We start from the raw sequence: 22,058 nt of genomic DNA on the forward strand, positions 1-22,058 counted from the left end.
CGGTCGCACGGGCGGCGGGCACCGGTCGTCCGGGCGGCGGTCACCGGACGCTGGCCACCGGGCACCGGTCGTGGGCACCGGACGTCGGACGCCGGGGACATCAACAGCCGCGTAGCCGTCGGCCTTGGCCGACGGGCGCGCGCCGGTTCCACCCGGGCGACTCGGCTATCCTGCGCCGGTGCGGCTCGTCGTCCACTCCCTCACTCTCGCCACGCTCGCCGCGCTGACGCTGGTCGTCGGCGAGGCGCAGGGTCCGGCGGTGCGCGTCGTGCGCGTCACCGGGCCCGATGCCCCGAACACCGCGGAGGTCTCGGTGGCCATCGACCCCACCAACCGCGACCACATCGTCGTGTCGGCGTACCAGGTCAATAGACCCGGCGGGACCCGCGTGCGCAACGTGCTTTTCGAGTCGCGCGATGGCGGGAGCACGTGGCGCGAGGAACTGGCGGCCAATCCGGAGCGCCGCGCGACGCAGGGCGACGACGCGGTGACGTTCGGGCCGGACGGTACGCTGTATCACTCCTACATCGCGTTCGACGGGCTGCGGGTGGCCCGGCCGACGCTGGCCCGCAACGGCATCTTCGTCCGCCGTCGTGATGCGGCGACGGGCGGATGGGATGCGCCCATCGCGGTCATCGATCACCGCAACACCGTCGCGCCGTTCGAGGACAAGCCGTGGCCCGGGGTCGATCGCGGGGCCCGCTCGCCTCGGCGGGGCAGCGTGTACGTCGCGTGGACGCGGTTCGACGAGTACAACACCACGAGGGCCGACTGCCGCAGCGAGATCCATTTCTCGCGCTCCACCGATGGCGGGCGTTCGTTCGCGGTGCCGCTACGCATCTCCGACCGGCAGGGCACCTGCCTCGACGACGATGACACGGTCGAGGGGGCGGTACCGGCGGCAGGACCGGACGGCGAGGTGTACGTGGCCTGGTCGGGGCCGGCAGGCCTGGTGATCGACAGGTCCGACGACGGCGGCGTGACGTTCGGCGAGGAGCGCCTCGTGTCGGCCATCCCGGGCGGGTGGGACATCGACATCCCGGCGCTGTCGCGCAGCAACGGCATGCCCGTGACGGTGGTGGACGGCTCGGACGGCCCGCGTCGTGGCACGGTGTACGTCGCGTGGGTCGACGCGCGCCATGGTGACCCGGACGTGTTCGTCTCGTCGTCTTCGGACAAGGGCCACACGTGGACCACGCCGGTGCGCGTGAATGCCGACGCGCAGGGCAACGGCGTGCCGCAGTTCTTCGTGTGGCTGGCGCTCGACGCCTCGACGGGCGACCTTCACGTGGTCTACCACGAACGGGTCGGGCCGACGGGCACCGAGACGCGCGTCGTGCTGGCGCGCAGCGCCGATGGCGGCCGCACCTGGACGTCGGGGCCGGTGCCGCTTGCGCCCTTCACGACGACGGCCGATGCGGCGTTCGGCGACTACAACGGCATCGACGCATCGCAGGGACGCGTGGTGGCGGTGTTCCCGCACTTCGTCGGCGAGAAGAAGGTGGGGATTTCGGTGGCGATTGCTGACCGCTGACCGCTGAACGCTGACCGCCGAACCAAGGCTCAAGGCGTCAGGCTCAAGGCTCAGAACCCATTGAGCGTGATCTCTGAGCCCTGAGCCCGAGCCGGACGGCCTGGCTAGCGTTTCTTTCTCGCGGTGCCCTTGGCGGCGGCTCGAGTCTTGTCCCCGGGCAGCGGCTCGATCGTGTCGAGCTTGCGCAGCACCTCGGCCAGCGTTTCGAGTGACGCGTCACCCGTGTTGCCGCGGTTGCTGAGCCATACGTCGGGCGCGTCCTGCGCGAGGATCTCGCGGAACGATCCGCCGCTCTTCACGCTCTTCGGGGCGAACTCGGTGATGTCGACCTGGCCGGCCCACTCGTCCTTGTGCTTGATGAGCAGCCAGGACCGCCCGTCGTCCTTGGCGGCCTTCCGCTCGCCCCATCCCCGGGTTCGTACCAGGACCCACGACCCCTTCAACTTGTAGCCATTCAGCTTCATCTTGAGGTCGCCCTTCTTCAGGGCGGCGTCCACGTCGTCGGTCTCGGGCTCCCACGTGCCGACGTCCCAGAGCATGACGACGCCGGCGCCGTAGCCCTCGGGGATCACGCCCTCGAACTCGCCGTACTCCAGCGGGTGGTCCTCGACGTGCATCGCCAGCCGCTTGGTCGCGGGATCGAGCGAGGGGCCCTTGGGCACGGCCCACGACAGCAGGACGCCCTCGTGCTCGATGCGGAAGTCGTAGTGCAGCGCCGTGGCGAGGTGCTTCTGCACGCAGAAGAACCGGGCGGGCACGTCCCGGGCCGAGGCGCCCGTATCGCCTGCCGGCTCGGGCGTCTTCGTGAAGTCGCGCTTGCGCCGATATTCCTCGAGGGCCATGGGCAAGCCTACCGCGAGAGGTGCGAGGCCGCCTCAGCGGCATTGGCTGCCCGTCGCCCAGGGGCGACGGCTACGCCCGGTGCCCGATGTCCGGCGCGCTGCGCCCGGCGCCCGGTGCCCGGTGCCCGGTGCCCGAGGTCCCGTCCGGGCCGGATTACACTGGTCGCCGTGACTGCCACCCCGCTTACCCTGCAGCCCGGCTCGCTGGCCGAGGCGATTGCCCGCACGCTCGCACTCTGGACGGCCGAGCGTCGCGTGGCCCGGCTCTGGACCAAGGACGCGTCGCTCTGGACCAACAGCGGCGAGGAGAAGTGGCTGGGCTGGCTCGACGTCATCGAGCAGCAGCGCAAGGAGCTGCCGGCGCGCGCCGCGCTGGCGCAGGCCATCCGCGACGAGGGCTTCACCGACGTGCTCCTGCTCGGCATGGGCGGATCGAGCCTGGGCCCTGAGGTGGTGTCGCGCGTGATCGGCGGGGCGCCGGGGGCGCCGCGACTGCACGTGCTCGACTCGACCGACCCGGCCCAGGTGAAGCGCTTCGACGAGGCCGTCGACCTCAGCACGACGCTCGTGCTGGTGGCCAGCAAGTCGGGCAGCACGCTCGAGCCCAACGTGTTCCTCGCGTACTTCTTCCACCGCCTGGTGCAGGTGGTCGGCGCCGAGGCGGCCGGCCGTCACGTGGTGGCGATCACCGATCCGGGATCGCAGATGCAGAAAGTGGCCGAGCGCGACGGGTTCCGGGCCATCGCGTTCGGCGAGCCGACGGTGGGCGGCCGCTTCTCGGTGCTGTCGGCGTTCGGCACGGTGCCGGCGGCGCTCGGTGGGGTCGACGTGGCGCGGCTGCTCGGCGAGGCCGCGCAGATGGCCGATGCGTGCCGTCGCGAGGATGCCGCCAACAACCCGGGCGTCGCCCTCGGCATCGTCATCGGCGAGGCCGCCCTCGCGGGCCGCGACAAGCTGACGATCATCGCCTCGCCCGACATCGCCCCGCTCGGTGCGTGGCTCGAGCAACTGGTGGCCGAGTCCACTGGCAAGAACGGCACGGCGGTCATCCCGGTCGACCTCGAGCCCGAGGGCGACGCCTCGACGTACGGCGCCGACCGGCTGTTCGTCTACGTGCGCCTCGCCTCGGCGCCCGAGGCTGCGCAGGACGCGTTCGTCGAGCAACTCAACCGCGCCGGCCAGCCGGTCGTGCAGATCGACGTGCGCGACGCGTACGCGCTCGGCCAGGAGTTCTTCCGTTGGGAGATCGCGACGGCCGTGGCCGGCTCGGTCCTCGGCATCAACCCGTTCGACCAGCCCGACGTCGAGGCGAGCAAGATCAAGACGCGAGCGCTGACCGACGCGTTCGAGAAGGAGGGGGCGCTGCCCGCCGAGGCGCCGGTGGTGCTCGACGCCGACCTCGCGATCTTCGCCGACGAGGCCAACGTCCGCGCCCTCGGCCCGGTGGCGACGCCCGGCGAAGCCATCGCTGCGCACCTGAAGCGGATCGGCGGCGGCGACTACGTGGCCCTGCTCGCCTACATCGACATGACCACCGACAACGTCGCGGCGCTCCAGGAGATTCGCGCGGTGATACGTGCGCAGTCGGGCGCGGCCACCTGCCTCGGCTTCGGGCCGCGCTTCCTGCATTCGACCGGACAGGCGTACAAGGGCGGCCCCAACTCCGGCGTGTTCCTGCAGATCACCTGCGACGACGCGCAGGATCTCGAGGTGCCCGGGCGTGACTTCACGTTCGGCGTGGTCAAGGCGGCGCAGGCGCGCGGCGACTTCGGCGTCCTCGAGGAACGGGGGAGGCGCGCCCTGCGCGTGCACCTGGGCCCCGACGTGTTCGCCGGCCTGCAGGCGCTGCGGCAGGCGGTGGAGGCGACGTACCAGTGAGCACACCGACGACCGGCCCGTCGCGTCGCGCACCCATCACGCCGGCCGACCCGGCCGTCTTCGTCGGGTTCGGCGCCTCCGGCGACCTCACGCGCCGGAAGCTGGTACCGGCGCTGATCAACCTGCGGCGGGCCGACGCCCTGCCCGCCGGGTTCGCCTTCCTCGCGGTGATCCGCCAGGCCGACGTGGGTGGCACGCTCGCCGAGGACGTGTTGCGGACCGCCGACGAGCACCTCGACACGCCGCTCACCGATGAAGAACGTGGCTGGTTCCTCGGGCGCATCGGCGTGGTCGTCGGCGACGTCGAGCAGCCGGCGCTCTACGCCGACATCGCCGCCCGCCTGGCGGAACTGCAGGCCGAGCACGGCACGGGCGGCAATGCGTTGTTCTACCTGGCGACGCCGCCGCAGTTGTTCGCGCCGATCGCCGCCGGACTCGGCCAGGCCGGGTTGCTCGACGAGGCCGCCGCCGGCGGCTGGCGGCGCGTGATCGTGGAGAAGCCGTTCGGCAGCGACCTGGCGTCGGCGCAGGCGCTCAACCGGGCGCTGGCCGCCGTGCTGAACGAGCGGCAGATCTACCGAATCGATCACTACCTCGGCAAGGAGACCGTGCAGAACCTGATGATCTTCAGGTTCGCCAACAGCATCTTCGAGCCGATCTGGAACCGCCGGTACGTCGATCACGTGCAGATCACCGTCGCCGAGTCGGACGGCATCGGATCGCGCGGCGGCTACTACGACGCGGCCGGCGCGCTGCGCGACATGGTGCAGAACCACCTGTTCATGCTGCTGGCCCTCACCGCGATGGAGCCGCCCATCTCCTTCGACGCCGATGCCGTGCGTGACGAGCGACTCAAGGTGCTGCAGGCCATCGCGCCGTTCACCAGGGCGATGGTGCAGCGCGACGTGGTGCGGGCGCAGTACGCCAGCGGTCGCGTCAAGGACGTCCCGGTCAAGGGCTACCCACAGGAGGACCGGGTGGCGGCCGGGTCGACCACCGAGACCTTCGTGGCCCTGCGCCTGCAGATCGAGAACTGGCGCTGGGCCGGCGTGCCGTTCTACCTCCGCACCGGCAAGCGGCTGGCGCGCCGCGTGTCGGAGATCGCCGTCCACTTCCGGCAGCCGCCGTTCATGATGTTCCGCGACACGGGGGTCCGCAGCCTGAACTGCAACGTGCTGGTGATCCGCGTCCAGCCGGAGGAGGGCATCACGCTCCACGTCGATGCCAAGGTCCCCGGCCAGGCCCTGGACCTCGAGACCGTCGCGATGGACTTCAAGTACGACGATGCCTTCGCGCAGACGCCGTCGACCGGCTACGAGACGCTGCTGTACGACGCGCTCACCGGCGACCAGACGCTGTTCCACCGCGCCGACAGCACCGAGGTCGGCTGGCAGGTGGTGATGCCCATTCTCGAAGCGTGGCAGTCGCAGCCGGCGCCGCCCTGCTACGAGTCGGGGAGCTGGGGGCCCGAGGAGTCCCACGAACTGCTGGAGCGCGACGGCCGCGAGTGGCGCCGCCCGTGACGACGATCGGCATGCCGCGTGGAGCCGTGCTGCGCCTGGCCGCGACGCCCGATGCCCTGGCCGCGGCGGCCGCCAGCGAGGTGCTGGCGGTGATCGAGGCCGCGATGGCGTGGCGGGGCGAGGCGCACCTGGCGCTGGCCGGCGGGCGCACGCCCGCGGCGCTGTACCAGGCGCTCGCGGCGCTCCCGTTCGACGGCTGGGCGCACGTCCACGCGTGGTTCGGCGACGAACGGACGGTGCTGCCCGACGACCGGGAGAGCAACTACCGCATGGCGCGGGAGTCGCTGCTCGACGTCGTGCCGATCCCCGCGTCGCAGGTGCATCGCCTCGAAGGGGAGCGTTCGCCTGCCGAGGCGGCGTCGGCCTACGACGAGGCGCTGCGCGCCCTCGCAGCCCGCCAGGAGCGCCCGGCGCCGACCTTCGACCTGCTGCTGCTCGGCATGGGCGCCGACGCCCACACGGCCTCGCTGTTCCCGGGCTCGCCCCTGCTCGAGGGCGACCTCGCTGCCGGCCCCTGCGCCGCCGCCGTGCACGTGCCGGCGATGGACACATGGCGGCTCACGATCACGCCACGCGTCATCCGCGCCGCGCGCACGATCCTGGTGCTGGTGGCCGGCATCGACAAGCACCAGGCCCTCGTGCGGGTGCTCGGCGAGGACTCGCCGTTGGCCGATGCGCCAGCGACGCTGCTGCTCGACGCCCCCGGCGACGTCGCATGGTTCGTCGATCGCGCCGCGCTGTTCGGCGAGTGACGGCCGCCTAGGCCTGCCGCTGGCAGCCCGGGAACGTCGCGAGCATCTGCGGCCCCAGGTAGCCGAGCTCCTGCCGCAAGCCGATCTCCGACGTGTAGTAGGCGTCGATGGTGGCCTGCTTGACGCGTGCGAACGCCCGCACGTCGTCGCCGTCCAGCGCCCGCTCGCGGGCGCTCACCGCGTCGAGCACGCGTCGTCGTGCCGCCTCGTCGAGCGTGGCGAAGGGGCCGCCGGCCGTGCGCGTGCACGTGGCATCGAACGCCGCGAGTTGGGTTCGCCAGTCGTCCTGCGTCGCGCCGGGGCCATGCGCCACCACGAGGTCGATGAACTCGGCCACGCGCGCCGCGCGTGCGCCGGGCGACCGCGGCGTCGTCGGGATGATGCACTCGGAGAGCGCCTCGAGCAGGCGGTGCTCGTCCGCGGTGAAGAAGGTCGGCTGGTACGGCCCTGGCGACGGTTGCCAGCGCGCCAGTGCGCCGGCGGCGGCTTCGAGGTGCACCCGGGCGATCCCGGCGCCGAGGAGCGCGAGCACGAGTCGTCGGTTGAGGTCGGTCATCCCACATCTCCCGTCCGCAGGCCCTCGGCCAGGTACTCGCTGGCACGCCAGGCGAGCGCCATGATCCAGGTGGTGATGCCGTGGGTGCCGGGACTGGTCACGAACCCGCTGGCGTCGGTCACGAACAGGTTGGGCACGTCGTGGGCCTGGCCCCAGCGGTTCAGCACGCTGGTCTTCGGGTCGATCCCCATGCGGGCCGTGCCGCATTCGTGGGTGGCGTCGCCGAGCGGTTCGAGTCGCTTCTCGTAGGGCAGGATCTCGGCGCCACAAGCACGGAGGATCTGCTCCATCCACCCGTACATGTCGTCCATCATCCGGCGTTCGTTGTCGCCGTGACCGCAGGTGAACCGGACTTGCGGGATCCCGAACGCGTCGGTGCGGGCCGGGTCGATCTCGAAGCGATTCTCGTAGCGTGACAGGCACTCGCCGTAGCCGCGCAGCGAGAGCACGCTGCCGTAGCGGCTGTAGATCTCGTCCTTGAGCGACGCGCCGTAGCCGGGGATGCCCTGCGCCGCCGTGGCGCTGCGGCCGAAGCCGGTGCCGAGCAGGATGAAGTAGCCGCCGTGGTACCCGGTGCGTCGCCCGTAGTTGAAGCGCGGGATGGTGGCGTGACTGCCACCGGCGCCGTCGTCGTTCACCCGCGGCCGGTTGCGCCACGTCGGCAGGATGCCGACCATCGGGCCGCTCTTGATCGTGTCCATCAGGTGATGGCCCAACCGGCCGCTCGAGTTGGCCAGGCCGTCGGGGTGTTGCCGCGACCGCGAGTTGAGGAGCAGCCTGCCGGTCTCCACGGTGCTCGCCGCCAGCACCACGGCCCGCGCCGTCACCTCCTCGTCCTGCCGGGTGCGGGCGTCGATGAAGGCCACGCCCCGGGCGCGCCCCCGATCGTCGACCAGGACCTCACGCGCCACGGCATGGGTTCGCAGGGTGAAGTTCGGTCGGCCCTGCAGCTTCGGCACGATCGCGTCCAGCGTGCTGAACCGCGCGCCGACGGGGCAGCCACGGCCGCACCCGGAGCAGTAGTGGCACTTCGGTCGGCCGTCGTGCGGCACGCTGAGGGCCGCCGTCCGCTCGCTGAGCACCGGCACGCCAATCCGGTCGCAGGCCGCCTTGAGGTCGCGCTCGGTGCAGCGCCACGGGTGCGGTGGCCCGGCATAGATGCCGTCGGGCATGTTCGTGTACCGGTCGGCCTCGCCGGCGATGCCCACCAACCGCTCCACCTTGTCGTAGTAGGGCGCGAGGTCCTCGTAGTCGAGCGGCCAGTCGTCGCCGTACCCCTGTCGCGACGCCGGCTTGAAGTCCAGCGGCCCGTGACGGAAGCAGGAGCGGCCCCAGGTGTTGGTGCGACCGCCGACCGCCCGCAGCCGTGTCCAGTGGAAGCGATCCGGCGCGTCGTAGGTGTCTTCGCGAGGATTGGTGTACAGGTGCGCGGTGTACTCGTTGATCTTCCAGAGCCCGTCGTACTTGCCCGGCGGCCCCTCGCCGCGGAACTTCAAGTCCCACGGCATCTGGTGGGACATGAAATCGGCAGCCGGGGTCAGCATGCGGCCGGCCTCGAGCATCAGCACCCGCGCGCCTGCGTTCACCAGCACCAGCGCGGCGGTCGCGCCGCCCGCACCCGAGCCCACCACGATCACGTCGTAGTCCTGCGCCATGTGCGCGTCCTCTCCTGGATGGCGGCCAGTCTATGCCAGGCGACGACCTTCGGCGACTGGGCGCCCGAGGCCAGCGCTGGGAGCTCGAGCTGCCGCCGTGAGCGTGAGCCGTGAGCGACCCCTCACGTCAGCTCGATGATCTCCACGTCGGCCTGGCCAGGCGAGAGGGTGAGGCGCGCGACGCTGGGCACCACGTCGAAGCGCTTCGGCCCGGCCGCGCCGGGATTGATGACCAGGCGGCCGCCGGCCCGGTGCACCAGGGCGCGGTGGGTGTGACCGAAGACGATGATCCCGGCATCCCGGTAGCGATGGAGGAGGGCCTCCGGGTCCGGGCGGCGCAGCTCGTGGCCGTGACTGACGTGGACCTGCCAGCCCTCGACGGTCAACCACTGGTGGGCCTCCAGCCCCGGCGTGTGCGCGTCGTCCACGTTGCCGAAGACCGCGTGGACCGGCGCCAGCGCACCGAGCTCGATCAGGACGTCGCGACTGCCGACGTCGCCAGCGTGCAAAATCAACGCGACCCCGTTCAAGGCATGCATCGCCGATGCGCGCACCAGCCCGTGTGTATCGGAAATGAGGCCCACCGTCGTCGGCATGCGTCTTGTATTGCATCGATCGATTCCGATGTCCACCTCGCCACGCGATCTCGCCATCGTCACTCCGATTCACGGCCGCTACCTCCTGCGCGTACCGGAGTCGCCCGACCTGGGGCCGATTCGCAATGCACCGATGGCGGTCGGCTTCCACGGGTACGGCGAATCGGCGGAGGCCCATCTCGAACGGCTCGAGGCGATTCCCGAACTGGCCAACTGGACGCTGGTCAGCATCCAGGGGCTGCACCGTTTCTACGACCGCTCCCGCCAGGTCGTGGCCAGCTGGATGACGTCGCAGGATCGGGAGGACGCCATCGAGGACAACCTCCGCTACGTGCGCAGCGTCGTGACCGAGGCCATCCACCACACCGGGGAGCCGCAGGCGCTCGTGTACATCGGCTACTCGCAGGGGGTGGCGATGGCCTGGCGCGCCGCCGTGCTCGGGGCGCGACGGGTCGACGGCCTCGCCGTGTTCGGTGGCGACGTCCCGCCCGAACTGCATGTGCGACCGCTGACGCAGTGCCCGGCGGTGCTGATCGGGCGCGGCCGCGACGACGCGTACTACACGGCCGACAAGTTCAAGGCCGATCTCGACATGCTGGCCGGGCGGTTCGTCGTCGTCGAGCCCTACGAGGTGGTGGGCGGCCACGCCTGGTCGTCGGACGTGGGCACCGAGGTGGGCGGCTTCGTGGCGCGGTTGGTGAACCCGACCGCGGCGGCCAATCCGTGAGCGCCGGCGCGTGAATCACTCGTAGCGCAGGGCCTCGACGGGATCGAGGCGGGCGGCCCGCCGGGCCGGCAGGTACCCGGCCAGGATGCCGGTGCCGATCGACATGCCCAGCCCCGCCGCGACCGCCCATCCCGGGGGCACCGCCGAGAACCCGCTGACGAACAACGAGGCGAGCAGGCCCAGGCCGACCGCGAGCAGGACGCCGGCCAGCCCGCCGATGCCCGAGAGCACGGCGGCTTCCACCAGGAACTGCTGCAGCACCGCGGATCGGGGCGCGCCGAGCGCGAGGCGCACGCCGATCTCACGCGTCCGCTCGGTCACCGCGATCACCATCACGTTGGCGATGCCGATGCCGCCGATGAGCAGGCTCACGGCCGCCAGCGCGACCGTGACGGCGCCGATGGCGGCGCTCACCTGGTCGAACGTGCGGATGATCTGGTCGGCCGACGAGAGGTTGAAGTCGTTGGGGGCGTCGGGCGCGAGGCCGCGGAGCCGCCGCAGGACGAAATCGGCCTCGGCACGCGCCGCTTCGCGCAGGCCCGGCTTCGCCCGGATGTAGAGCACGGTCCGATCCACGCCAGGGTACCGGCGCTTCACCGTGCCGGTTGGCAGCGCCAGCACGGAGTCCTGCCGGTTCTCGCCGAAGAACCCGCCCCTGCGCGGCGCGATCTCGCCGACCACCGTGTAAGTGTCGCCCGAGAGCTGCAGCGTGCGCCCGACCGCCGTGCGTCCGCCGAAGAGCGCGCGCGACAGGCTCGCGCCGATCACGCACACCCGGGCGCCCGAGCGGTCTTCCAGCTCGGTGAACGGCCGCCCGGCGGCGAACTCGGCGCCGATCACCTCGTACAGGTTCGGCGAGGCGCCCTCGACCAGCACGGTGTCCGACTCCGCGCCGCCGGCCCGGGCCACCAGCGGCCGGCCGTCGATCACCGTCGGCACGATCACCTGCACCGCCACTTCCCGGACCGACGGGGCGAGCCGCGCGATGACCGGCGCGAACTCGGGTTGGAGCGGCTTGCGCTGGGCCTCCCGCTCCGACGCCGCCGCGTACGGGTCGCCCGTCAGGTGGAACGCGAAGATGTTCTCGGTGCCCAGCTCCCGGAACAGGAGCGCGACCTGATTGCGCACGTTGGCGAGCACCGAGGCGACCAGCACCACGGTGACGATGCCGATGACGATCCCGACGCTGGCCAGGATCGACCGCGACAGGTTGGCGCGCACCGAGGAGAAGGCGAGCCCGACGATCTCGCGCCACAGCCGGAGCCGCTGCGACATGCCCATGCGCGCGTGACTCATTCCTGTCGCAGGGCCTCGATCGGGTCGATGCGTGAGGCGATGCGCGCCGGGTACCAGCCGGCGATCACGCCCGCGCCGCCCGCCGCGGCCAGGCTCCACAGCGCGGTCGTCAGCGGCACCGGCAGGGCGAGACCGGCGAGCCGGCCGGCCAGCGAGAGCACGCCCCAGGCCACCGCCAGCCCGATGGCCCCGCCGACCACCGCCGTCAGCAGTGCCTCGGCCACCACTTCGGTCGTCACCTCGCTGCGTGTGGCGCCGAGCGCCCGGCGGATGCCGATCTCGCGCGTCCGCTGCGCCACCGACACCAGCACCGTGTTGGTCACCACGACGACCGCGGCGAGCAGGGCCATGAAGGCGATGGGGATGGCGGCCGCGCCGATGCGGTCGGACAGCCGGAGGACGAACGTCCGGGCGGCCTCGGGGGAGAGGATGTCGAACGTGTCCGGCCTGCCGGGTTGCAGCTGCCGGCGGGCCCGCATGCCGGCACGCGCCGCGCCCTCGGCTTCCTCGGAGGGAATGTTGCGCCCGGTGGCGAAGACCTGCAGCGTCGCCGGTGCGCCGAAGGTGCGCTCGAACGCGGTCAGCGGGATGTACACGTAGCGATCGAGCGAGACGCCGCCGCCCGTGCCCTGCGGACGCACCAGGCCGATGACGCGGAAGCCGCGCCCACCGAGGCGCACGACCTGCCCGAGCGGGTCGGATGCCGGGAACAACGTGGTCGCGATTTCGTTGCCGATCACGGCCACCTGCGCCGCCTGCTGGTCCTCGGCGGGGAGGAAGAAGCGGCCCTCGCCGATGTCGAGGTCGCGGATGCGCGACAGCTCCGCCGTCGTCCCGTTGACGTTGGCCGCCTCGTACTTGCGCCCGCCGGCGCTGATGTCGGCGGCTCGCTGCGTCGTCGGCGCGACGAGGATTGCCTCGCGAGCCACTCGATCGAGGTAGCGCGCGTCGGCGCGCCGGATGGGCGGATTGCGGCGCAGGCGGTCCGCCACTTCCTGCCGACTCAACTGACCGGCGACGACCTGCGCGACCACGAACGTGTTGCTGCCGACGGTCCGGGCGCCGACGGCGAGCGCGTACTGGCGCACGCCCTCCAGCCCCGCGGTGGTGAGAAGCATGGTGGCCACCGCGGTCGCGACGGCCAGCGTCGCGAGCGACGACCGTAGCGGATTGCCACGGGCGGTGGCGGCAGCCTGCGTGAGCGCGTTGCGCAGGCGGGTGAGGGAACGGGGCGCGGGCACGTGGCTGCTCTGACGCCCGACGGGGGCGTCCCGGTGCATCATCATGCCGGAGATTGCGCCAGGTCCGGGACTCGCCCGACCTCGTGCGCGTCCTAAGCCGGCAATGCGTCGACGCACCCTCGTGATCGGAGCCCTGGTGCTGGGGCTCGTGGCAGCAGCAGCCCTCGTCGCCCGTCGTGGCCCGGCCGGCATCGAGGTGGACACGGCCGCCGTGACGCGCCGTCCCCGCCTGCAGGCCTTCGTGACCGCCTCGGGCGAGATCGTGGCCGATCGCTACGCCGACATCGGGTCGAGCGTGATGGGCCGCATCGACGACCTGCGCGTGAAGGAAGGCGACCAGGTCCGCGCCGGCCAGGTGCTCGCGCGGCTCGACCCGGTGCAGGCGCGCAGCCAGCGCGATGCCGCCACGGCCGGCGTCCAGGCCCTCGCTGCCGAGCAGGTGGCGGCTCGTGAGCAGGCGCGCGCGGCACGCGCCGACATCGAGGCCGCCCGCGCCCGCGTCGCCGAGACGGAGGCGAACCAGCGGCGCGTCGAGGCGTTGTTCAAGGAACGGCTCGTCTCGGCTGCCGAGCGTGACACCGCCCAGGCCGCCGCCGATGGCGCCCGGGCGCAGCTGGCCGCCGCCCAGGCGGCGGTCGCGCGGGCCGACGAGAGCATCCGGACCGCCGAGCGCCGTCAGCAGCAGGCGCGCGCCCAGGCCGCCGGCGCCGGCGACCTCCTCTCGAAGACCGAGATCACCTCGCCCATCGACGGTGTGGTGTCGCGCATGCAGGTCCGGCAGGGCGAGATGGTCGTGATCGGCATCCAGAACCAGCCGGGCACCACGCTGATGACCATCTCCGACCTCACCGACATCAACGCGGAGATCAAGGTCGCCGAGGCCGACGTGATGCGCCTGAAGCTCGGGCAGCCGGCGACCGTCTCGCTCGACGCCGTGCCCGGCCGCACGTTCAGCGGCAAGGTCATCGAGATCGGTACCGGCGCGCTGCCACCGCCGACCGGCGCCGCTGCGACGGCCGCGGCGCGCGAGTTCCGCGTCGTCGTGCGCATCACCGATGCCGACACCGGCCTGCGTCCCGGCCTGACCTGCGACGCCGAGATCCTCACCGACGAGCGGCCCAACGCCATCGTCGTGCCGCTGCAGGCGGTGGTGCTGCGTCAGCTCGCCGGGCGGGAAGACGACGCGACCGGCGTCTTCGTCGTCAAGGACGGCACGGCGCGGTTCGTGCCGGTGAAGACCGGCATCATCGGCGGGCTGCTGATCGAGGTGGCCGGCGTCGAGCCCGGCACCGAAGTCGTCTCAGGCCCCTTCCAGGTGCTCCGCACGCTGAAGGACGGCGACAAGGTGACCGCGGCCAGGAAGTGATGCCGCGATGCCGGGAACGCCGGCAATGGCGGAGCGCCGACGTAAACGTCGGCGCCCACGAACAGCACGTTTCGTGGCCGTCGACGTTCACGTCGACGGTCAGTGATCCCGGCTTCATCAGCCAGAATTCCGCAACCCCGCCGTGATGCCGGCGATCGTCCGCACCAGCGGGCGCGCGGCGTCGGGGTCGCCGCCCCGGTGCGCGCGCAGCAGAGCCACCTGCATGGCGTTGATCGGGTTGACGTAGGGGTTGCGCAGGCGGATGGTGCGCTGCACGACCGGGTGCCGATCGAGCAGGCGGTCCGCTTCAACGATGCGCAGCACGACGTCGGTGGTGCGCGCGTGTTCGTCGGCGATGCGCGCGAAGTGGCCGTCGGGATCGGCGCTTTCCGGCACGAGGTCGAGGTAGGCCTTGGCGATCTCGAGGCTCGACTTGGCCAGCGTCATCTCCAGGTTCTCGACGATCGAGCGGAAGAACGGCCAGTCGCGATAGAGGCGCCGCAGTTGCTCGAGGCCTTGCGGCGTCTCCAGCAGCGGCGCCAGGCCGCTCCCGCACCCGAACCACGCCGGCAGCAGCGACCGGTTCTGCGTCCACGAGAACACCCAGGGAATCGCCCGCAACGACTGCAGGTACTCGGCATCGGCCGACGGCCGGCGTGCCGGCCGCGAACCGATCTCGAGCAGCGCCAGTTCGTCGACGGGCGTGAACGACCGGAAGAACGGCACGAAGGCCGGGTTCTGCCATACGAACGCGCGGAACGCCTGTTCCGAGGCGCGCGCCGCCTGCGCCATCAGCTCGCGGCCGTAGGCGGGCGCACTCGACCCCGTGACGTTCGGGAAGACCGACAGCAGCGTCGCCGAGAGCGCCGCCTCGAGGTTGCGATACGCCAGGCCGGGCAGGCCGTACTTGAACGAGATGGTCTCGCCCTGTTCGGTCAGCTTGAGGCGCCCGCGGGCGTGGCCGCCAGGCTGCGCGAGAATCGCGGCGTGGGTGGGGCCGCCGCCGCGCCCGGTGCTGCCGCCGCGACCGTGGAAGATCGTCAGCTCGAGGCGATGCCTGGCCGCAACGGCCGACAGGTCTTCCTGCGCGCGGTAGATCTCCCACTGCGCGGCGAGGTAGCCGCCGTCCTTGGCCGAGTCCGAGTAGCCGACCATCACCTCCATCCGGCGTCGCCTGGCCTCGAGTACCGCGCCGTACTCCGGCGAGGTCGCCAGCGCCTCGACGATGCTGCCGGCGCGCTGCAGGTCGTCGATGGATTCGAACAGCGGCACGATCGACATCGTGAGGCCCGCGCCGCGCGCGAGCTCCACGGCCTGCAGCACCGGCTCGGCGCCTGTCGTGCCCGACAGGATCAGCGTGTCGCACGCCGCGGGGCCGTGCTGTCGCTGCAGGTCGGCCACCACCTGCAAGGTCTCCTTGACGCGATCGGCCTGCGCCGTCAGGTCGCGGCAATGCACGCGCACGTCGAGCTTGGCGACGTGGAAGCCGAAGAGCTCGACGCGCCGGCGGAGCGCGGCCAGGCGCCCGTTGGCGATGCGCTCGCCGCGATGTGCGCGCAGCGACGCGTCGATGACCTCGAGGTCGGCGACGAACTCGTGGACGTGGCCGTAGCCGCCCGGCTGGTTCTCCGCCGTCGCCAGCAGGCGGTGGTGCATCAGCCACAGCTTGCGTCGGTACGGCTCGTCGTCGGCCGAAGCGGTGCTCTCGCCGGTGCCGAGGCCGGGGAGGCGCTGCTCGTCGGCGGCAATGGAGGTGAGCAGGGCCTCGTTGACCTCCACCAGCGTGCGCGAGACACCCATCGTGCGCGCGAGCTCGCGCACCTCGTCGGCGTAGCGGCGGAGCACGAGCTCTCGCGCACGGTGCGCCGCGGCTCGGAGTGTCGCCGGGCCGGCGTTGGGGTTGCCGTCCTGGTCACCGCCGATCCAGCTGCCGAAGCGGAGCGGCAGGGGCGCGCCCGGGATCCGGCGCCGGTAGTCGCCGACCAGTGCCGGCGCGACGTCGAACAGGCTCTGCTCGAAGAACCACAGGCCGTGGCGGATCTCGTCGACGACGCGCGGCCGCTTGGCGCGGGTCTCGTCGGTCTGCCACAGCGTCGTGATCTGCTCGGCGAGCGCGTCCTCGATGTCGCGGCGGCCCGGATCGGACAGCTGCGGGTCGTCGAGGCGGTGCAGCAACGCGCTGATCTGCAACTGCGCGGTCAGCACCGTGCGCCGCGTCGCCTCGGTGGGGTGCGCGGTGAGGACCAGTTCGAGCGACACGCGCCGCGAGGCGTCGCGCAGCTGCCCGCTCGTGACGCCGGCGGCCTGCAACTGCTGGAAGGCGGCGTCGAGCGACTCGGCGGCCACCCGGCGCTCGACGGCGTACTGCCGGCGCCGACGGATCCGGTGGTGCTGCTCGGCGAGGTTGGCCAACTGGAAGTACAGCGAGAAGGCGCGCACCAGCCGGCCCTGCTCGTCGATCGGCAGATCGGCCACGAGGTCCTTGACGGCGTCGAAGTCGCCGGCGCGCGAGGTCTGGCGCACGCGCTCTTCGGCGTCGTAGAGGGCCTGGCCCTCCTGCTCGAGGATGACGTGTCCGAGCAACTCGCCGAGCAGGCGGACGTCGCGACGAAGGGGACCCTGCGAATCGGGAGCGGGCGGCGGCGCCACGGGCATCCGCTCATTCTAGGCGGCATGGCGCGCGTACCTGTGCTATTTGTGTCGCTTATGTCGCGATACGAGCGGGCCCGGACCGGCACCTGCGCCGCGACGAAGGAGCCTGCATGAGCGGAGGCACGGGTTCGACCTCGGCCGAAGCGCCGATTCCGGCGTTCGGCGAGGTGCTGGGGCATCCACGACCGCTGTGGATGCTGTTCATGACGGAGTTCTGGGAGCGCTTCGCCTTCTACGGCATCCGCTGGGCGCTGGTCCTCTACATCGTCGCGCAGTTCCATGCCGGCAGCCCGACGGGCGAGGAGCCGGCCAGCCAGCTGTACGGCGCGTACCTCGCACTGGTCTACGCGGCGGCGATCTTCGGCGGCTACGTGGCCGACAAGATCCTCGGCTACCAGCGGTCGATCCTGCTCGGTGCGGTGATCATGGCGTGCGGGCTCTTCATGATCGCGGTGCCCGACCCGCGGATCTTCGAGTTCGGCCTCGCCACGGTGATCGTCGGCAACGGCCTGTTCAAGCCGAACATCTCCGCGATGGTCGGCAAGCTCTACGCGCAATCGGATGGGCGGCGCGACTCCGGCTTCACCATCTTCTACATGGGCATCAACGCGGGGGCCTTCCTCGCGCCCGTCCTGACCGGCTGGCTGGCCGAGCAGGTGTTCGGCACGGCGGCGATGCCGGCCTACAAGTACGTGTTCATCGCCTCGGGCCTGGGCATGCTGGTGAGCCTGGTGTGGTTCTGGTTCGGGCGCCGGCAGTTGCAGGGCATCGGCGCGCCGGTCGTCGGCCTCGAGGGCGTGCAGACGGTGGCCTACGTGGCGGTCGGGTGCCTGGTGGCCATCCCGGTGATGTGGGTGCTGCTGGCGCAACTGGGCGCCACGACGCTGCAGTACGTGCTCACCGCGATGTTCGTCGGGTTGTGCGCGCTGCTGCTGGCCGAGGGCGTGCGCAACGGGCCGGTGGCGCGCGACAAGGCGATCGCGATGCTGATCATCTTCGCCTTCAACGTGATGTTCTGGATGTTCTTCGAGCAGGCGGGCAGCTCGTTCACCTTCCTGGCCGACAAGATCGTCGACCGGCAGTTCGGCGACTGGACGTTCCCGGTCGCCTGGTTCCAGTCGGTCAACTCGATCGCGATCATCGGCCTGGCGCCGGTGGTGGCCTGGGTGTGGGTGAAGCTGGGGGAGTGGAACCCGTCGATCCCGCGCAAGTTCGGCCTCGGCCTGGTGTTCAACGGCCTGGCGTTCCTGCTGCTGATGTTCGCGCTCTCGAGCCTGGTCGACGCTGCCGGCAAGATCCCGTTCTGGACGCTCTTCATGGTCTACGTGATCCAGTCGGTGGGCGAGCTCTGCCTGTCGCCGATCGGCCTCTCGATGGTCACCAAGCTCGCGCCGGTGCGCCTGGTGGGCTTCGGCATGGGCGGGTGGTTCCTCTCGACCGGGATCGGCAACAACCTGTCGGGCATCTTCGCCGGGTACGTGAGCGGCGAGACCGGCATGACGACGGCCTCGGCACTGGGCGGGTACACGTTCGGCTTCTGGGCCCTGGTGATCTCGGGCGTGATCCTGCTGGCGGTGTCGCCGGTGCTGAACCGGTTGATGCACGGGGTGAAGTAGCGGGAGCCACAGTCATGACTCATGAGTCATGACTCATGACGAGCAAAGGGGAAAGGGGCAAGGGACAAGGGGAGAAGGGGAGAAGACCCAGGGGCGGTGCCGGCTGTCATCTGCGCGCTGATCGGGAGATCGCGGAGATCACCTGCCCGACCGACGTGGCTTCGACTCGCAGCTCCTGCAGGACAGGCTTCTCGAACACCCCGACGGCTTCGGCGAGGCGCAGCCACCACTGCGCCTCGCCGATTTCCTTTTTCGAGATGGCCACCTTGGCAACGAAGTCGGGCTTCGACTGCGCCGCCGTGGCTTCCGACAGGTTTGCGCCTACCGACGTCGCCGACGCCACGAGCTGTCGGCTGATGGCCCGGCGAACGATGTCCTTGAACCACGGATCGTCGCTGAGTGCGCAGACGCGCACGGCAAACACGAAGGCGCGATCATGGATGTCATGTCGCATGTCGCAGACCTTCTGCAGCGCGTGTGCCAACGCGCCACCTCACAAAACGCCATCTGCCGGTCGCCGACCTACGGCGGCGAGTCAAGACCTGCCATCACAACGACGAGGAGCCGGAGGCAGAAACTGCCATCCGGCTCCTTTGTCCTTCTACCTTGCCCCTTGCCCCTTCAGTCCTTGCCGGTCATGACTCATGACTCATGACTGATGACTCACGACCGAGCCGCCAGCCTCACACCCACTCCGGCGGCGGCTGGATCGCCGGATCCGGCGGGCCGCCGGCGTCGGCGCGGCCGGAGCCTTCCAGGCGGCTGATCGCGCGCACGGTCATGTCGTGGTCGCAGGCGATCTGGCACGAGAGGCGCACGCCCGTGAGCCCCTTCTGCTCGAGCTTCTCCTTCTCGGCGCGCGTCATCGTCGAGGGCTCGCCCTCGATGAACTCGACGCGGCAGGTGGTGCAGCGGGCATTGCCGCCGCAGGCGTGGAGGATGTCCACGCCCTGCTGCTCGATGGCCAGCACCAGCCGCTGCCCCTGCGGCACGTCGTACGTCCCCACTCCCTCGATCGTCAGTTTCGGCATCTGTATCCCTCTGGCCGCGGCGTCGATCGCCCGGCATTCCGATCCGCGATCCGCGGAACCCGATCCGCGAATCCCTAGAAGAACTTCTTCAACAGCCCGATCGCGCCCTGCTTCCACGGCACCCGGTGCGAGATGCCCGAGGCCTGCGCGAACGAATCCTTGTGCGCGATGTACCACTCGAAGTTCCGCAGCAGCGCGTCGCGGTTCGAGTACTTCGGCGTGAACTGCAACTGGCGCTCGGCCTTCTCGATCGAGACGAACGAGTCCTTCGACGCCGTCTCGTAGACCCACTTGTACAGCGGCGATACCCCGAGCGCCTCGAGGAACCGCAGGCCCCAGATGGCCGGGGCCGCCGGGAAGCCGACGATCTTCCTGCCGAACCCGGCGCGATCGAGCACCACCTGGTAATCCTCGCGCATGGTGAGGAATTCCTTGGCGCCGATGTTGAACGTGTCGTTCACCGCCTCGACGGGCAACTCGAGGCAGCGCACGATCGCCTCGCACAGGTCCTCGACGTCGAGCAACTGGTAGCGGTTGCGCCCGTTGCCGATCATCGGGAAGTTGCGCTGGTCGAGCGCCCAGTCGTACAGCAGCGCGAACACGCCGAGGCGCTCGGGTCCGATGAACGACTTGGGCCGCAGTACGGGCACCACCATGCCCGCCTTCCGGAAGCTCTCGGCGACCCCCTCGGCCTCGACCTTGGCGATCCCGTAGGGGCCCACGCCGTGCAGCGCGTCATCCTCCTTCAGGGGATGGTGGTCCGGGATGCCGTAGACGGCCGTGGACGAGATGTGGACGAACCGCGCGACGCCATGGTCGCGCGACGCCTCCAGCATGATGCGGGTGCCGACGACGTCGGTCGTGTGGATGTCCTCGGGCGAGTAGAGCGGCAGCGCCGCGGCGCAATGGACCACGTGCGTGCAGCCCTCGAGCGCGGTGTCCACGTCGGCGCGCTTCCGGATGTCGCCGAGCACCACGCGCACGTGCGGCGTCATGTCGGGGTATCCGAAGGGCTCGATGTCGAGCGACGAGGTCGCGTATCCCCGCGCATGCAGGTAGCGCAGCAGGTTGATGCCGAGGAAGCCGGATCCGCCCGTCACCAGCACCCGGGGCGCGCGCACAGGCTCTGCGATGGTCATCGTGTCAGCCACAACCCCCTAGTGTAATCCGGCGGGGGCCGGATGCCGGCGGGCCCTTCGCGTTGGCGCGGGGAGAGGCCTGCCTGCCGGACAGTTCGGGCGGCTACACTGGGACCGTGATCGCGTCTCGCCGCACCGTCCTGCTGTTCACCGCTGGAACTGGCGCCGAGGTGCAGGCATTCGCCGAGGCGGCCAGCCGGGCCGGGGCCGACGTGCGGATCGTGTCCGACCGCGTCGACGCCCTTCCCGCGGCCCTGGGCGACGGGGCGATTGCGGCGTCCTTCGCGCGCGATCCGGCGCAGGTCGATCGTGTGCGACGCGCTCTCGATGGCGCGACCATCGACGGCGTCCTCGTCATCGGGCCGGGTCCAGCGTGGCTGGCTGCCCACGTCGCCCGTGACCGCAACCTGCCCTTCCACGCACCCGAGGCCGTGGCGCTCTGCGCCGACCGGCTGCGCATGCGTGGCCGATTCCTGGCCGCCGGACTGCCGACGCCGTGGTTTGTCGGCGTCCCCGCTGGTGGTGACGACGATCTCGGCCTGCTGGCCCGCGTGCGCTTCCCGTGCCTGGTGTCGGCCAGCGACACCGCCGCGCCGGGCGGCGCGCTGCGCTGCGACTCGTGGGACGCCTTCCTCGACGCACGCCGGTCATGGGCCGCGGTCCTGGACGGCGAGGGCGCCGACGCAGGGAGTTCGGCCACCCGCGACCTGATCGTCGAAGGGATCGTGCCGGGTCGCGGCGTCGTCGTCGACGGTGTGCTCGAAGCCGGTGCGCTCCGCGTGTTCGCGCTCTTCGAGGAACTCACCGTGACGGGCCCGTCGGCGACGACCGGCCGCCTGCTCGTGAGCCCGGCCCGCATGCCGCCCGAGGAGCAACACGTGGTGGCTGGCCACGTCGCCCGTGCCGCGCTCGCGCTGGGCCTGCACCATGGCCCGGTGCATGCGACCTGTCGCGTCGACGGCCAGGACATCGTGGTCCTGTCGGTGGCGCCGCGACCGCCGTCGGCGCGCCTGGCGCGCGCCCTCCCGGTCGTGGCGCCCGATCGCACGCGCTGCACGTTCGAGGACGCGCTGCTGGCGCACGCGCTGGGGCGTCCGCTCGATCGCTACGGCCATCAGGCCATTGCGAGCGGGATGCTGGCGTTGCACGCGGCCGAGCCCGGACGCCTCGTGGCCATCGAGGGCGTCGACCAGGTCGGCGCGATGTCGTGGGTGACCGGACTCGAGGTCCTGGCGCAGCGAGGGGAACAGCTGAGGCCCGGAGGCGGCCGCACCAGCGTCGCGGTGGTGTACGCCCAGGGCGCGCAGCCAGACGACGTGATCGCGACCCTGGAGGCGGCGGCGCGTCGGCTGCGCGTGGTGGTCGATGGGACGCCTACGTCGTCGAGCTAGGCGTGTACCCCGGAGGCAAGGACGCGCCCTCTCCGAAGAAGTACTCCTCCATGTGCTTGGCCACCAGATCCTGCGCCTCCTTCTGCCACGGCATCAGGCGATATTCGTTCAGGATCATCTTCATCCGCTCTTCCCACATGTCCCAGGCCTCCTGGGACACGCTATCGTAGATACGCTGTCCGAGCGGTCCCGGCCACGGGGCTTCCTCGAGCGCCGGCAGTTCCCGCCCCAGCTTCACGCAATGCACGGTACGCATGGGGCGA

19 protein-coding genes are annotated in these 22,058 nt (G+C 71.1%); 8 read left to right on the top strand and 11 right to left on the bottom strand.

Annotation, left to right across the window (positions count from 1 at the left end):
- The first annotated feature begins 178 nt into the window (after positions 1-178).
- Positions 179-1,534 (top strand): sialidase family protein, encoded by a 1,356-nt coding sequence (locus tag TBR22_RS10060; protein WP_239492845.1) that lies wholly within the window; start codon positions 179-181, stop codon positions 1,532-1,534.
- 104 nt (positions 1,535-1,638) lie between these two features.
- Here the strand turns inward: TBR22_RS10060 and TBR22_RS10065 are convergent, their stop codons facing one another.
- On the bottom strand, positions 1,639-2,376 hold the full coding sequence (locus TBR22_RS10065) for a DNA polymerase ligase N-terminal domain-containing protein (protein ID WP_239492846.1): 738 nt from the start codon (positions 2,374-2,376) through the stop codon (positions 1,639-1,641).
- Positions 2,377-2,544: 168 nt separating this feature from the next.
- Between TBR22_RS10065 and TBR22_RS10070 the strand changes: the two genes are divergently transcribed.
- From TBR22_RS10070 to pgl, 3 genes are read left to right on the top strand one after another with little or no spacing between them, the layout of a single operon-like run.
- Positions 2,545-4,254 carry a bifunctional transaldolase/phosoglucose isomerase gene (locus TBR22_RS10070; RefSeq protein WP_239492847.1) on the top strand — a complete coding sequence of 570 codons (1,710 nt, stop codon included), beginning with the start codon at positions 2,545-2,547 and terminating at the stop codon, positions 4,252-4,254.
- Positions 4,251-5,777 (top strand): glucose-6-phosphate dehydrogenase, encoded by a 1,527-nt coding sequence (gene zwf / locus TBR22_RS10075; RefSeq protein WP_239492848.1) that lies wholly within the window; start codon positions 4,251-4,253, stop codon positions 5,775-5,777. The genes TBR22_RS10070 and zwf overlap by 4 nt, the downstream gene beginning before the upstream one ends.
- A complete protein-coding gene (gene pgl / locus TBR22_RS10080; RefSeq protein ID WP_239492849.1) occupies positions 5,774-6,529 on the top strand; it encodes a 6-phosphogluconolactonase in 756 nt (251 codons plus the stop codon). Before zwf ends, pgl begins: the two co-directional genes overlap by 4 nt.
- A 7-nt stretch (positions 6,530-6,536) precedes the next feature.
- On the opposite strand, the gene TBR22_RS10085 is transcribed toward pgl, so the two are convergent.
- The 3 genes from TBR22_RS10085 to TBR22_RS10095 form a co-directional block, all read right to left on the bottom strand.
- A complete protein-coding gene (locus TBR22_RS10085) occupies positions 6,537-7,085 on the bottom strand; it encodes a gluconate 2-dehydrogenase subunit 3 family protein (RefSeq protein ID WP_239492850.1) in 549 nt (182 codons plus the stop codon).
- Positions 7,082-8,740: a GMC family oxidoreductase gene (locus TBR22_RS10090; protein ID WP_239492851.1), complete on the bottom strand. Its 1,659-nt coding sequence runs from the start codon at positions 8,738-8,740 to the stop codon at positions 7,082-7,084. Before TBR22_RS10090 ends, TBR22_RS10085 begins: the two co-directional genes overlap by 4 nt.
- Before the next feature lie 122 nt (positions 8,741-8,862).
- Positions 8,863-9,336, bottom strand: a complete 474-nt coding sequence (locus TBR22_RS10095) for a metallophosphoesterase (RefSeq protein WP_239492852.1) — start codon at positions 9,334-9,336, stop codon at positions 8,863-8,865.
- A 28-nt stretch (positions 9,337-9,364) separates the two neighbouring features.
- On the opposite strand from TBR22_RS10095, the gene TBR22_RS10100 reads away from it, so the two are divergent.
- Positions 9,365-10,063 carry an alpha/beta hydrolase gene (locus TBR22_RS10100; RefSeq protein ID WP_239492853.1) on the top strand — a complete coding sequence of 233 codons (699 nt, stop codon included), beginning with the start codon at positions 9,365-9,367 and terminating at the stop codon, positions 10,061-10,063.
- A gap of 15 nt (positions 10,064-10,078) precedes the next feature.
- Here TBR22_RS10100 and TBR22_RS10105 read toward each other — a convergent pair whose 3' ends face one another.
- Together TBR22_RS10105 and TBR22_RS10110 are read right to left on the bottom strand one after the other, a co-directional pair.
- Entirely contained in the window at positions 10,079-11,359 is a 1,281-nt protein-coding gene (locus tag TBR22_RS10105; protein ID WP_239492854.1) for an ABC transporter permease, read from the bottom strand.
- Positions 11,356-12,600, bottom strand: a complete 1,245-nt coding sequence (locus TBR22_RS10110) for an ABC transporter permease (RefSeq protein ID WP_239492855.1) — start codon at positions 12,598-12,600, stop codon at positions 11,356-11,358. The genes TBR22_RS10105 and TBR22_RS10110 overlap by 4 nt, the downstream gene beginning before the upstream one ends.
- Before the next feature lie 103 nt (positions 12,601-12,703).
- On the opposite strand from TBR22_RS10110, the gene TBR22_RS10115 reads away from it, so the two are divergent.
- Entirely contained in the window at positions 12,704-13,966 is a 1,263-nt protein-coding gene (locus TBR22_RS10115) for an efflux RND transporter periplasmic adaptor subunit (RefSeq protein WP_239492856.1), read from the top strand.
- A gap of 117 nt (positions 13,967-14,083) precedes the next feature.
- Here TBR22_RS10115 and TBR22_RS10120 read toward each other — a convergent pair whose 3' ends face one another.
- Entirely contained in the window at positions 14,084-16,621 is a 2,538-nt protein-coding gene (locus TBR22_RS10120) for a phosphoenolpyruvate carboxylase (protein ID WP_239492857.1), read from the bottom strand.
- A 107-nt stretch (positions 16,622-16,728) separates the two neighbouring features.
- Between TBR22_RS10120 and TBR22_RS10125 the strand changes: the two genes are divergently transcribed.
- On the top strand, positions 16,729-18,234 hold the full coding sequence (locus TBR22_RS10125) for a peptide MFS transporter (protein WP_239492858.1): 1,506 nt from the start codon (positions 16,729-16,731) through the stop codon (positions 18,232-18,234).
- Positions 18,235-18,340: 106 nt separating this feature from the next.
- Here TBR22_RS10125 and TBR22_RS10130 read toward each other — a convergent pair whose 3' ends face one another.
- The 3 genes from TBR22_RS10130 to TBR22_RS10140 all read right to left on the bottom strand — a co-directional run bounded on the left by TBR22_RS10130 (position 18,341) and on the right by TBR22_RS10140 (position 20,404).
- A complete protein-coding gene (locus tag TBR22_RS10130) occupies positions 18,341-18,718 on the bottom strand; it encodes a four helix bundle protein (protein ID WP_239492859.1) in 378 nt (125 codons plus the stop codon).
- 199 nt (positions 18,719-18,917) lie between these two features.
- The gene (locus tag TBR22_RS10135) at positions 18,918-19,265 is read right to left on the bottom strand and encodes a 2Fe-2S iron-sulfur cluster-binding protein (protein WP_239492860.1); all 348 of its coding nucleotides are present in this window, start codon (positions 19,263-19,265) and stop codon (positions 18,918-18,920) included.
- Positions 19,266-19,339: 74 nt separating this feature from the next.
- Positions 19,340-20,404 (bottom strand): NAD(P)-dependent oxidoreductase, encoded by a 1,065-nt coding sequence (locus TBR22_RS10140; RefSeq protein ID WP_239492861.1) that lies wholly within the window; start codon positions 20,402-20,404, stop codon positions 19,340-19,342.
- 116 nt (positions 20,405-20,520) lie between these two features.
- Between TBR22_RS10140 and TBR22_RS10145 the strand changes: the two genes are divergently transcribed.
- A complete protein-coding gene (locus tag TBR22_RS10145) occupies positions 20,521-21,795 on the top strand; it encodes an ATP-grasp domain-containing protein (RefSeq protein ID WP_239492862.1) in 1,275 nt (424 codons plus the stop codon).
- Here TBR22_RS10145 and TBR22_RS10150 read toward each other — a convergent pair.
- On the bottom strand, positions 21,779-22,051 hold the full coding sequence (locus TBR22_RS10150; RefSeq protein ID WP_239492863.1) for an oxidative damage protection protein: 273 nt from the start codon (positions 22,049-22,051) through the stop codon (positions 21,779-21,781). The two genes, TBR22_RS10145 and TBR22_RS10150, sit on opposite strands and share 17 nt — an antisense overlap.
- Between the last annotated feature and the right edge of the window lie 7 nt (positions 22,052-22,058).

Source organism: Luteitalea sp. TBR-22 (assembly GCF_016865485.1).
Classification (GTDB): Bacteria; Acidobacteriota; Vicinamibacteria; order Vicinamibacterales; family Vicinamibacteraceae; genus Luteitalea.